The organism is Apibacter muscae, from assembly GCF_007845635.1.
Lineage (GTDB): Bacteria > Bacteroidota > Bacteroidia > Flavobacteriales > Weeksellaceae > Apibacter > Apibacter muscae.
In genome coordinates this window covers 47,209-60,234 of the sequence record NZ_SELG01000041.1, presented here as the reverse complement: position 1 = coordinate 60,234, position 13,026 = coordinate 47,209, and the positions used below count along the sequence as shown (strand labels likewise).

Annotated in this window: 8 protein-coding genes; 1 reads left to right on the top strand and 7 read right to left on the bottom strand. The window is 28.1% G+C overall.

What is annotated here, in order from left to right:
• Nucleotides 1–51 precede the first annotated feature (51 nt).
• The 7 genes from ETU08_RS09410 to ETU08_RS09380 all read right to left on the bottom strand — a co-directional run bounded on the left by ETU08_RS09410 (nucleotide 52) and on the right by ETU08_RS09380 (nucleotide 10,725).
• A complete protein-coding gene (locus tag ETU08_RS09410; RefSeq protein WP_146262775.1) occupies nucleotides 52–3,939 on the bottom strand; it encodes a TraB/GumN family protein in 3,888 nt (1,295 codons plus the stop codon).
• Nucleotides 3,940–4,040: 101 nt separating this feature from the next.
• Complete coding sequence (locus tag ETU08_RS09405; protein ID WP_146262774.1) at nucleotides 4,041–4,910, bottom strand: cupin-like domain-containing protein; 870 nt, start codon at nucleotides 4,908–4,910, stop codon at nucleotides 4,041–4,043.
• A 51-nt stretch (nucleotides 4,911–4,961) separates the two neighbouring features.
• Complete coding sequence (locus tag ETU08_RS09400; protein WP_146262773.1) at nucleotides 4,962–6,260, bottom strand: aminopeptidase P N-terminal domain-containing protein; 1,299 nt, start codon at nucleotides 6,258–6,260, stop codon at nucleotides 4,962–4,964.
• A 686-nt stretch (nucleotides 6,261–6,946) separates the two neighbouring features.
• On the bottom strand, nucleotides 6,947–8,788 hold the full coding sequence (locus ETU08_RS09395; protein ID WP_185145311.1) for a carbon starvation CstA family protein: 1,842 nt from the start codon (nucleotides 8,786–8,788) through the stop codon (nucleotides 6,947–6,949).
• Between the two features lie 148 nt (nucleotides 8,789–8,936).
• On the bottom strand, nucleotides 8,937–9,173 hold the full coding sequence (locus ETU08_RS09390) for a DUF8828 family protein (protein ID WP_146262772.1): 237 nt from the start codon (nucleotides 9,171–9,173) through the stop codon (nucleotides 8,937–8,939).
• Between the two features lie 15 nt (nucleotides 9,174–9,188).
• Entirely contained in the window at nucleotides 9,189–9,521 is a 333-nt protein-coding gene (locus tag ETU08_RS09385) for a MerR family transcriptional regulator (RefSeq protein WP_146262771.1), read from the bottom strand.
• A 187-nt stretch (nucleotides 9,522–9,708) separates the two neighbouring features.
• The gene (locus ETU08_RS09380; RefSeq protein WP_146262770.1) at nucleotides 9,709–10,725 is read right to left on the bottom strand and encodes a hypothetical protein; all 1,017 of its coding nucleotides are present in this window, start codon (nucleotides 10,723–10,725) and stop codon (nucleotides 9,709–9,711) included.
• A 263-nt stretch (nucleotides 10,726–10,988) separates the two neighbouring features.
• Here ETU08_RS09380 and ETU08_RS09375 point away from each other — a divergent pair, with 263 nt between their 5' ends.
• On the top strand, nucleotides 10,989–13,016 hold the full coding sequence (locus ETU08_RS09375) for a TonB-dependent receptor (RefSeq protein ID WP_146262769.1): 2,028 nt from the start codon (nucleotides 10,989–10,991) through the stop codon (nucleotides 13,014–13,016).
• The last annotated feature ends 10 nt before the right edge of the window (nucleotides 13,017–13,026 follow it).

The following is a 13,026-nucleotide window of genomic DNA, read 5'->3' as shown; positions in this document are numbered from 1 at the left end:
TTTTATTTCTTCAAATGTAATAATTTTTATTGTAAACTAACAAATATTAATTTAATAAGGATATTCAATCGTGTATACCTCATCTAAAAATTTGGATGTTGATCTTGGATGACTTAAAGATTTTAAATAATCTATAAATTTATCTTTTAATTTCTCCCATTCATTTAAATCTTTATAATACAAATCTATAGAATTAAATAGTGTTAAAGCCATAAAATCTGATTCGCTATTCCAAACGTAATCAGATTCATTGGTAAACCCATCCTGATTATTCTCTTCATAACAAGTATCATTATTTTTATTTGAGGTCATCAAATCAAAGGCAATTATTCCTATATTAACTTCTTGAATGTTATCATCCTTCTCCTTGTATTCATGAAAATCTTGTTCATCTTCCTTAGCATTAATATTTTTATCCAGCTCTGATACAATATTGTTTTTGTATACAGTAAAATAGAAAATTTTATAATCCTTTCCTTCGTAAGAATAATTCTGTTCCTCCTTAAATGCTAATGAATCTACTTTTTCATAATCATAAGTATGATTCTGTAAAATATTTTTCATTAGCTCTTTTTTAGCTAATTCTGCCGTTAAATCCTTGGCAGGATTAAAAAGATCTTCCCCGAACTTTTCTTTATAGGATTCATTCATTTTTTTAGATGGAATCGCTTGTTTTTTAACAAATAAATATTCTTCTTTGGTTAAATCTATGGGTTCTTTTAAAGAAATTAAAAGTTCAATTAAGCCAATATTTTTGGTTTCTCTAATACTTTTTATTAGATGTTTATATTCTGTATCATTGAATATTGAAAGTATTTCAAGATATTTTTTTAATTTTATAATAGAATAATTATTTTCTAAATAAGGGTTATTCATACTATTACCAGATTCGTAACTTAATATCCTCTTTATTTCTTTATCCGTTTCTTTATAGAAAAAATCTCTATACTTTTTTATATGATAAGCTTTTAGTTTATGATCGTCATTTAATCTTGTTAGATAATCAATTAAAGTATTTTGATACTCTTCTACTCCTAGTAAAGACAACAAGGTAGGTAACATATAATCTTCTGATTGATCGTACAATTCTAAATTATTCATTAGATTAGGAATAGCACTTTCAGACAATGGAATGGGTTGATTCCGTTGTATTAATTCTATAATATCCTTATTCAATTGTTTATCTTTATCTAAAGCAATAATTTTTTGTAATATTATAAATTGTGCGTTGCCATTGTTTTTAAATTTTGTAAATAAGTTTAGATAAAATTCTGGTTTTGTATTTTCATGAAAATCTAAAATCTTTATAACTTTTTCTAATAATTTTTGATTTAAAAATTGTTCATTTAGTTCTAAAACAAATTCTTCAACCTTATTAGAATTATTTGAGAACAGCTTCAATTGATTTAATATCTTTTTATCTATAAAAATATCGGGTTTCCAAAGAAGAGAATCTTGTTCTAAACTATAAGAATTCACATCTGAGGAACTAAATTCATCGTTAAATTTAAAAAATTCATCATTATCCACCAGTTGGGTGCTAGTGATCTCAGTAGGTTCTTTATTTACATCTAAGTTCTCAATATTATCAACATTTACCTGATCATCTGCAAAAGGTAAGAATTGAATATTATTAATTATATCTTCAATAGAAGGATTTCTAAACTCTTTATGCGCATTAACTATGTATTTAATTTCGTAAATTCTATAATTTTCATAAAAATATCTTAATCGGTAGGCTTGTGCTTTAGTGTCTTCTTTCAATAAATAATCTGAAAAAGAGTTTTTATTTTCAGTAATTCCATGGACAAGAAATTTTATTTTTCTATGATTGCAAGAGTCTGAGGGATATTGATCATCTACATATTCTTTAATTACTTGATCTAGAGAAAGAGAATCACTGGTCGGTATATAGTTATAATTAAATATGCTTAGGGTTTGCCCATTATCTAGGATAAAAGAAGTTTGTTCTTGCACATCTCCCTCGTTCATCTCTTCAGTATTATTTTGCTCATGATCATCAATATTAATAGATGTATCTAACTCATCTCCAGAATCATTCACACTCTTCTCTATATCAATTTTAGGTTTAGTTTTTATAGACTCACTAGGAACAATAATTGAATACCCCGCTGTTTTATTTGTAAATTTTTCTGTTTTTTTTAATCTTTTGAAGTCCGTAATTATTAAGGAATTAAAAAAATCTTTTTTCTGATCTTCATTGCTTGTTTGTATTCCAGCAACATGATAATAGGAGCTATTAATCATTGTTTTTAAATATAATTTCTCTCTATTTTTCCATTGTATTATAGATTCTGAATATGGAATTTCATTTTCCTTATTTATAGATGTAGTAATGATTTCTGCATTTAAATTTTTTCCTATTTCATAAGGGATTCTTTCAAGTTCATAAATTTCTTTCTCTGATGAAATATTCTCCCAAACTTGAGACTTCATAAAATAATAAGACTTTGTGTTATTATCATACCCTATTACATTCGTATGGCCATACAAAGTATCTGTAACTACTCTATAATCAGGCATTTTAATCGTGTATCCTCCATATTTAGGTTCAAAATTTGAAAAAGTGCTTGTGTAATTGTCCAATTTTAAACTTTTAAAAATTTTGCTTTTATATTTATCTTGGTAGGGCTTAGATCCAAATAGACTAACTATATACGTTTGTAAGGGTGTTACAAAAATTTGCATACTTATATACTCATCTTGTTCTATCTTACTTATAAGTTCAATTCCTGAAAATCCATCTAAGCTTATATTTTTTTTATTTAATATCTTTCCAGGAATATTTTCATAAAGTAGACTATCAATAGATTCTAATGAAACTTTTGATAAATTATTTTTTAAAAAGTTATAATTGTTAAATTTTGTGATTGATAGAAACGCGCCGTTTGGAATGTCTAAGGAAACCAAGTAATCTATATCTTGACTGGAAGAATAGTTAAAAAATTTTTCTGGTGATTGTATTGTTAACCCTGTTTTACTCTTATAATTTTTTAATTTGTGATTGTAAACTAAATGTTCCAATTGTTCCTTTTTCAATCTTCCTTTTTCCGTATATAAACCAGTGATTGGTTGAACTGTATATCCTAAGTTTCTTAATTTCTCAATTATACCATAGGTACCTGGTAAATGTGCCGCTCCAACCGCTGAAAAAAGAGATCCTTTCTTCATTAAACTATCCATAGTTTTAACCATGTTTTCATTTCTTATATACAATAAATACTTTCTAGAATTGAATGTGCTAGTTGCCAGAGATATTTCATCAATTAAATCTAAATCTTGTTTTCTATAAGCATCAAACATTAATTCGTATAAAGATTTAGTTTTTAAAAGTTTTTTAATTTTTATATTTTTTATGTCTGAATTGTTTATATATCCATTACTAACTTCTGATTTTTGTACTAAGTCTTCTGATTCTTGAATGTTCTCTAGCCCTACAAATTTTTTATTTAACTTCTTAGCGGCTCTATAGATAAACATATCAATGTAGGTATTTTCTTGAAAATTCTGCATTTCTGGATACCTTCTATATAATATACCATTTGCCAACATATCTTTGGCTCTCAACGATTGTTTATAAATATCTATGGAAGTATTATTTATATATAAACTTTGGTAAGAGTAATCATTCTTCTGATAAAAATTATCGGTATTTAATTTAGAATAAATTTCATTTAACCATAATTCCGGATCAGATTCTAAGGCTATCTGTTTAACGGAAAAGAGCTTTTCATAAAAATCATCAGATAAATTAAATGCTACTTTTTCGCTTACATGCATAGTTCCGTATAGGTAGGATTTTTCTTTCAGTCCATTTCCTGAAATTTCCCATAATAAACTTGGATATTTTTTTTGTGAAAATAATAGAGTTGATACTAATAAAATACTAAGGAGAATTACTTTATAAAAAATTTTCATATTTATAGTTAATTTTTGCTAAATTAACCATTTATATTTCATTATAAAAAAGTAAAAACCCAAGGTTAACCTTGGGTTTTTACTTTTTTATAATGAAATATTTATTCAAACATACTCAACTCCCGATGGGTATTTTTTATGGCTAATTCATTTTTATAATCTATCCACTCTTGGCCTTTCTTTTTTCTCATATAATTATCGTAATGTCTTTTTACAAATATATTTAAAATTGCTTGGGTAAAGTTTGATGGTCTTTTGGCTAAAGAGCGCAAACTCATTGAAAAACCTGGAGTTATATATTTCATATAATGCCACCAACCTTCTGGCATGTACAGCATTTCTCCATGAGAAAGGTCTGCTCTAAAAGGTTTAATTCTTTTCAAAGCTGGAAATTTTTCAAAATCGGGTTGATCAAAATTAATATCTTCTCTACAAATGGTTGAATAGGGAACTTTATACATAAATTTTGTATCTTCTGGAGAAACTAGAATACATTGTTTTTTGCCTGAAAAATGGAAATGAAGAATATTTGCTAAGTCAATATCAAAATGCATAAAAACATTGGAACCTGCTCCTCCAAAAAATAACATAGGCATGCTTTTGAAGAGATTAAGACCTAAATCCGGAAATTCAAAATCCTTTTGCATTTCAGGCACTTGTTTTAATAAATTAAATAGAAATATTCGTAAATCTGTAGGACCTTTGTGTAAAAGATCAATATAATCCGCCATCTTCATCCGAGCATCTGGCTCGTTTACCTTTTTATCAGCGCTAACAGGATCATTATTGTATAAGGGCACAATTTTATCTCCAGCTACTTGTTTTATATATTCAAAATCCCATTTAGTAAAAGCTGCCCAATTTTGTGTTATTTTTTCAATAACTACGGGTTTCTGTTTTTTGTAAAAATTGTTGTAAAAATCCTCTTTTGATATTTTTTCAACGCGTTCTATTTCAATATAATTAAACATTTTATAAATTATTAAGTTTTTAATTTAAGACTTTGCCTAAACTTCTACATTTCAAGCATTCATAAGATCTTCTATCTCTTCATAATCAATAGGAATATTTCTCATAAGATTGTAAGGTTCCCCGTTGGATTGAATCACATAATTATCTTCCAATCTTATTCCAAAACCTTCCTCAGGGAGATAAATACCAGGCTCTACCGTTAAAACCATATTAGGAACAAAAGGTTCTGTTAAAATCCCATAATCGTGGGTGTCAAGCCCTAAATGATGAGAATTCCCATGCATAAAATATTTTTTATAGGCCGGCCATTTAGGATCTTCGTTTTTAACATCATTTAATGACAATAAGTTCAAATTTAATAACTCCTGAGTAACAATTTTACCCACTTCTTCATTATAATTCAACCAGTTGTTCCCTGTGACTAATAGTTTAGTGGACTCTTTTTTAATATTTAAAACTGCTTGATAAATTTGCTTTTGCCTTTGAGAAAATTTTCCGCTTACAGGAACCGTACGGGTCATATCTGAAGAATAATTGGCATATTCAGCTCCAACATCCATTAAAATTAATTGCCCATCTTTACATTCTTTATTGTTTTGTATGTAATGAAGAATATTGTTATTATTTCCTGATGCTATGATCGGTGAATAGGCAAAACCTTTGGATTTATTTCTTATAAATTCATGAATATATTCTGCTTCTATTTCATTTTCAAATACGCCTGGTTTAATGAATGGTAAAACCCTTCTAAATCCTTTTTCAGTGATGTTACAAGCGTGTTGTAATATATCAATTTCTTCCGGCTCTTTAATTGATCGCAGGTGTTGTAGAATAGGATTACTTCTTAGATAATTATGTCCCCTATATTGTTTTTGTAATTTTTTTATAAATCTATCTTCTCTAGTTTCTACTACTCGTTCTGCACGAGAATGTTCATTTATATTTATATATATATTCTCCATTTGGGGAATTAATTGACTTATAATTTTATTTAAATCTTTTAGCCAAAAAACACTTTTTATTCCAGAAATATCATTGGCTTGTTCCTGAGAATATTTTTCTCCTTCCCAAATTGCTATATGTTTATTAGTTTCTCTTATAAAAAGTATTTCTCTATATTCTTCTAAGTGTGCATACGGACATAAAACTAAAATAGTTTCCTCTTGATCTATTCCCGTTAAATAAAACAAATCTCTATTTTGCTGAAAAGGTAATGTACTATCTGCTCCTATTGGAAAAATATCATTACTATTAAAAATAGCAATGGATTGAGGCCTCATTCTTTGAACAAACTTTTGCCTATTTTTTATAAATAAATTTTTATCAATAGTATTATATTTAGTTTTCATATTATTTGTCTATAATTTGAAAATCAAAGGTATGATTATTTAATAATAAAATTTAAAATATCCAGCCAAAACCTTTTGTGCTATTTGCAATAAATAATTATCAATTTTGCACTCTAAAAATTATAGAAATTCAAACTTTTATTACATCCATTTTATGGATATAATTAAATGAAAATTTTATAAAAAATAAGTATTTATTTATACAGCTAGTTTACAACTGTCTAATAGTAGTAATTTATTCATTGCAATTAACTAAATGAATTTGGATATGAAATAACATATGATTCATATCCAAATTTTTCTTAAAAAGGAATATTATACAATTATTTTACAGTAAAAATTATATAATAATAAATTAACGTTCTTGTTTTTTAGTTTAACTAAGCTCTTCGATTTGTTATACAAATGTAACAACCTATTAAACATTACAACTACGGTTTTCCATAATTAAACAATATTGTTATGCTTCTTTTTATTTTAATTTCAATGATTATAAAATATTAACCCATTTATAATCATTTAATTACATATAAACCTTAAAGATTAAAAAATAATATAATTTTAAGCTAAATTATTATAAATTAAGTTTTAATTATATAGAAATAATCTTTTTTATAATTAAACAAATGATTTTTATTATATATCAATTATAAAATTTATAAGTGTTCTTATGGAAACATAAACTTTTATCTTTCAACCAATTGTTTTACAGAATCTCCATATTTATCTGTGACCAAAGTTTTCATATTCAGTAATTCTAGCCATCGTTTAAATGTTCCTATAAAAACAACCAACATCAATAACATTGCTATGGTTGCCAATGTGGCTAATAAATATTGTTCATTCGGATAATATATATCTACAACTTGAATATAACCCGCCCAAAAAGTTATTACAGCCATAAATACTCCTGGGATAGCTGCACATAAAGCATATTTTTTTCTATTCATTCTAATCAACATTGTTGTACATACTATAAGACCACAGGCCGCTAATAATTGATTACTAATTCCAAATAAAGGCCATATGCTGCTAACATTTCCTGTATAAACTAAATAGCCCCAAGCAAAGGTAAAAAGGGTACTACTAATAATAATACCTGGTAGCCAATTTTTATCGTTAAACTTAGGGATTACATTTCCTAACATTTCTTGTAAAAAAAATCTTCCAACTCTAGTACCTGCATCTATAGCCGTAAGTATAAACACAGCTTCAAACATAATTGCAAAATTATACCAATAAGCCATTAAACGATCCATATAAGGTATATTATTAAAAATATGAGCCATCCCTACAGCTAAAGATACTGCTCCCCCTGTTCTACCATGCAAATCAATTCCTATATGATCAATAAAATATTGTAAATCAACTGCATGTAGAGAAGGATGTGCCTGTAAAAAGCTATTGTAGGTATCTACTGGGGTGTTAATTGCAAAATAATCTCCGGGCATTAAAGTACATGCGGCAATTAATGCCATTAAAGCTACAAATCCTTCCACTAACATAGCTCCATAGCCTACAAAAAGTATTTCTCTTTCATCACCAATCATTTTTGGTGTAGTTCCCGTTGCTATTATGGCATGAAATCCAGAGATAGCTCCACAAGCAATGACAATGAATATAAATGGCAATACAGGCCCTCCGATTACAGGTCCTCCACCGTTTATAAAAGATGTCAGTGAAGGCATTTGAATGGTTGGATGAACAAAAATAATTCCTACTGCAAGCATTAATATGGTTCCTATTTTTAAGTACGTTGATAAGTAATCTCTGGGAACTAATAACAACCAAACGGGTAGCACGGAAGCAATAAATCCGTAAATAGGAATTGCGATGGAAATGGTTTTTATATCCCAATGGAATATATGGTTGATGGTCTCATTTTGCATTAAATTATGTCCCCCAACGATTCCAATGATCAATAGGAAAACCCCTAAAATGCTGGCTAGGGTTACACTATTCTTTCTATACCTCATCAGCAAACCCATAACAATTGCGATGGGCATGGTTATTAATACAGTAAATAATGACCAAGATGCTTCGTGCATAGCACTTATACAGGCTAGTGACAACCCTGCTAATGTTAATATTAAAATGAATAATATGGCAAATCCTGCAATTGTTCCAGTAACAGGTCCAATTTCTTTAGACGCTATCGTTGCTAAACTTTGTCCTTTATGACGAACTGAAGCAAATAGAACAACCATATCGTGTACTCCTCCTCCAAGTACACAGCCTATTAAAATCCATAAGGTCCCTGGCAAATAACCGAATTGTGCTGCTAGCACAGGTCCTACCAGAGGACCCGCAGCTGCAATTGCTGCAAAATGATGCCCAAAAAGTACATTTTTATTGGTTGCTACATAATCATGACCATCTGCAAATTCTACTGCGGGGGTTACGTTTTTAGAATTTAATCTTAGCACTTTATTTGCTATAAAAATTCCATAAAATCGATAGGCAATAGCAAAAACTAATAAGGATACAAATACTAAAGTTAATGCATTAATTCCGTTTATTGATTCCATAATTTTTATTTGTTTTAAAAAAATTTATATTATTGAATTTGGATAAATATAAAAATTTTTGAACGCATTCAACATAAATTAAATGAAAAAAGCAACACCTTATCTAGGTATTGCTTTATAATTACATGAGTAATATATTTTAAAAAATTTATTCCTCGTCCTCCTCTTCGTATTTTTCAATTTCTTCGTCGCAAAAAGCAAATGCTTTTTCAATCAAGGAATTTATTTCATTGGTTGCGTCTTCATCACTTTCTTCGATTGTATCTAACCATTCTACATCCTCTTCTTCAACATTTAATATAAATCTTGGGAATTCGGTGTGAACTACAAATAAATCTTCTGGATAATTTGAGTTATCAGCCATTAAAAACTTTGGTAATTTCATATTCATTTAATTTAATTATTCGTCTAATAATTCTTTTAGTTTTACTAATTCTGCTCTTATCATTTGTAAACGTGATATAACTTCTACCTTCTTTGGTGTATTGGGTTGTACTCTAAGAGCTGTTTTAGCTCCGTCTAAGGTATACCCTTTCTCTTTTACCAAATGATAAATAACTTTAAGATTCTCTACATCTTTCGGAGTAAAGAAACGGTCACCTTTTTTATTTTTTTTGGGTGTTAAAATATCAAATTCTTTTTCCCAAAAACGTATAAGAGAAGCATTCACATTAAAAGCTTTTGCCACTTCTCCTATTGAATAATATAGTTTTTCAGGAAGTTGAATATCCATAATTCAAATCTAAGATTTTTTTATTGAATTTTAATTTTTTTTCAAATTATTTAAAAACACTTAAGAGCTATCTATATTAAATTCTAATATAAATATATATTTATCATTATAAGATTCTTGTGCTTAAAAAAATCACATAAATATAGTTAATCTATGTGATTTTTTTAAAAGTCTAATTTATTACAAATTAATTTTCTTCATCTCCGTAGGAATATTGTGGATACAAATCATAGTCTTTAGTATTTGTATCCATTAACAAAGCATTTTTGTTGTAACTACCGTATTGCAATATAAGCCCATCTATAGGAGAAGGTACTAAATTGGATGAGTTTTTAAATATTTTAGCACCTTTTTTAAATGAATTTATTCTGTAATACCCATTAAAATCTTTGCTATAAGCTACATAAGGTTCTTTAGTTACTTTATTTGTACATATAACTAATAAATATGACGATTGTCTTTGTGTATTGTCTAGTATAACTGCTACGTCTTGCAATCCATCATTATCAAAATCGCCGTATGCTACACATTGGGTTGCTCGATCTGCGTTTTGTGTTGGTTTATATCGGGTTTGATCGTAATAGTCGTTATCTAATATAATTTTCTTTGTTTTAGAATCTAGTTTTGAAAATGGTGAAAGAGAAAATGCTTTTTTAAATTCATCAAAACTATATTCCTCAACTAAGGTTGACGTAGCTATATAGTACCTTGACGGGTAACTATCTCCTTCTCTGGGTTTAGTTTTATATACTTCTACATACGGACCACTTCTATTTTCATAAAAATCTTTCACATAAAGAACTTCACCAAAATGTAAAGTTTCAACTGCATTATTCGATTTATCGGGAGAAGTTCTTAAATAAGCACTATTTGCAATTATATAGGCTTTGGTATACGGATCAATTTCTTCTCCATATTCATCGAATTTCTTTTCAACCTTAGTCACTTTCACGCTATCTTCTTTAACTTTCTCTGGCTCAACAGCTAAAACTTTATCGTTCTGCTTATCATCGTTTATTTTTACTTCTTCTATAGCCTTAGGTGAAAAAACTATGTAACCTAATAAGCCTAAAATGACCAGAAAGCATAATCCTAAAATTAAATGCCATCGATTTATTATGATTGCTTTAGAACTAGTTTTTTTATCGATCTCCTTTTTGGAAATCGTAGATTCTTCTGTTTTAATTTCTTTATTTTCTTCCATAGTATTAGAATTTAATTTTGCAAAATTAAAACTAATCACTGAATAATTATAGGATATTTTATTAATATGTTTAATATATTTGCGAAAAATAGATTTTTTTAAATTTATATAAATCTGAATTATAAAATTTAAAATTGTAAATAAATTTTTTATGCTTGTAAAAGTTCTTAGATATTACAACTTTATATATTAACAAGTTTATTAGCCCATAGATAACTTGAATAAAAAATTATCTATATTGATATCTTAATTTATTTAATAAAATGAAAAAAATATTTTTTAGTATAAAAAAATTATTAATTTTATATTTTATCTTATTTTTTTATTTTATTCAAGCACAAAAAAATTCGGATAGCATTTCAATTGAATCCCTACAAGATGTAGTAACTTTTGGCAAAAAAAAATCATTGGAAGTAATTCCTCATCAACAAATCTCAAAAGAAGAATTAGATAAAGTAAATGGTTTATCGGTGGCAGATGCTGTTCGATTATTTTCAGGCGTTCAACTTAAAGATTACGGTGGTGTAGGTGGTATAAAAACTGTAAATATTAGAGGGATGGGTAGCCAACATGTGGGAGTTTTTTATGATGGTGTTTCATTGGGTAATGCACAAAACGGAACTGTTGATTTGGGGAAGTTCTCTTTAGATAATATGGAATCCATCTCTTTGTATAATGGACAAAAAAGCGAGATTTTGCAATCTGCCAAAGATTTTGCTACCGCGAGTAGTATCTATTTAAAATCTAAAAAACCAATTTTTTTGGAAAATAAAAAAAACAATATAGGCATTCAATTTCGTACAGGCTCTTTTGCATTGATTAATCCTTCTGTATTATGGGAACAAAAAATTTCTCCTACCCTATCTTCTTCTCTTAACTTAGAATACCTAAATTCTAACGGAAAATATAAATTTAGATATAGGAAAAATGGTTTAGATACTATAGCTATACGAACCAATGGAAATATTAGTGCTTTTAGAGCAGAATGGAATTTAAATGGTATTATAAAGAACGGTACTTGGAGTTTAAAAAATTATTATTATGATTCGGATAGACAAATTCCCGGAGCTGTAATTAAAAATTCTTACCAGCGTTACCAATTTGAAAAGCAATGGGATAGAAATTATTTTGTACAAGGAACTCTTGAGAAAGATATCAATCCTCGGTACAAGGTTTTAATCCATGCTAAATATGCCAACGATTATACTCATTATTATGATCATACTGTTTTGGGCGATTATGTTTCTAAACATTTTGATAATGTATACAAACAGCAAGAATTTTATATTTCTTTAGCTCAACAGTATAAGCTGTTTGATTTTTGGAATATTGCTTTAGCTACCGATTACCAATTCAACCATTTAACTACTAATTTTTATAAAAACAGAAATCCAAAAAGAAATGCAGAATGGGTGGCTTTATCATCAAATTTCAATTGGAATCGTTTAAAATTTCAAACTTCAGTTTTAGGATCATTTATACAAGATCAAGTTGCGGATCAATCAACCGAGGCTAATTCTAGAAATGAATTTACTCCTTCTTTTTTTGCTAGTTATAAGTTATTAAAAAATATTAATTTTACTTTCCATGCTTTTTATAAGCAAATCTTTAGAATGCCTACTTTTAATGATCTTTGTTATACTGAAATTGGGTCTTCAAACCTTAAACCAGAATATGTTTCACAATACGATATTGGTCTGCATATCTCACACAAATTTTCTGAGGGAATTTTAACAAATATTTCTGCAACGGTTGATGGTTATTACAATGAGGTTAAAGATAAAATAGTTGCCTTTCCTAGGGGACAGCAATTTAGATGGGCTATGTTTAATATAGGTGAAGTAAAGATTCGTGGCATAGAAATTTCTACTCAATCGACTTGGCAACTGATGGAGCATATGCAAATGTATACACATATTAATTATACTTTCGAAAGTGCCCAAGATGTCACAGGCGGTTTAACCGGTCAATCAACCTATAAAAATCAAATTCCTTATATCCCTAAAAACAGTGGTAATTTATTAGTAGGATCCACTTTTAAAACTTGGGACCTAAGTTATAGCCTTGTGTATACCGGAAGTCGTTATAGTTCTTCTGAAAATATTAAATCTAATTATTTACCGGAATGGATCACCCATGATATTAATTTTACTAAATTAATTCCTATGAAAAATATGAATTTGAAAGCTGGAATTGAAGTTAGTAATCTTTTTAATAAACAATACGAAATAGTTTTGAATTATCCCATGCCGGGAAGAAGTTACCGAATTTCTTTACGAGCTGAGTTATAAAAATATTTTA

What these genes read in the sequence shown, in the direction of transcription:
- ETU08_RS09385 (WP_146262771.1), bottom strand. Translation starts at nt 9,521, where the DNA reads ATGGATATTCAACTTCCTGAAAAACTATATTATTCAATAGGAGAAGTG.
- ETU08_RS09380 (WP_146262770.1), bottom strand. Translation starts at nt 10,725, where the DNA reads ATGGAAGAAAATAAAGAAATTAAAACAGAAGAATCTACGATTTCCAAA.
- ETU08_RS09395 (WP_185145311.1), bottom strand. Translation starts at nt 8,788, where the DNA reads ATGGAATCAATAAACGGAATTAATGCATTAACTTTAGTATTTGTATCC.
- ETU08_RS09375 (WP_146262769.1), top strand. Translation starts at nt 10,989, where the DNA reads ATGAAAAAAATATTTTTTAGTATAAAAAAATTATTAATTTTATATTTT.
- ETU08_RS09390 (WP_146262772.1), bottom strand. Translation starts at nt 9,173, where the DNA reads ATGAAATTACCAAAGTTTTTAATGGCTGATAACTCAAATTATCCAGAA.
- ETU08_RS09400 (WP_146262773.1), bottom strand. Translation starts at nt 6,260, where the DNA reads ATGAAAACTAAATATAATACTATTGATAAAAATTTATTTATAAAAAAT.
- ETU08_RS09410 (WP_146262775.1), bottom strand. Translation starts at nt 3,939, where the DNA reads ATGAAAATTTTTTATAAAGTAATTCTCCTTAGTATTTTATTAGTATCA.
- ETU08_RS09405 (WP_146262774.1), bottom strand. Translation starts at nt 4,910, where the DNA reads ATGTTTAATTATATTGAAATAGAACGCGTTGAAAAAATATCAAAAGAG.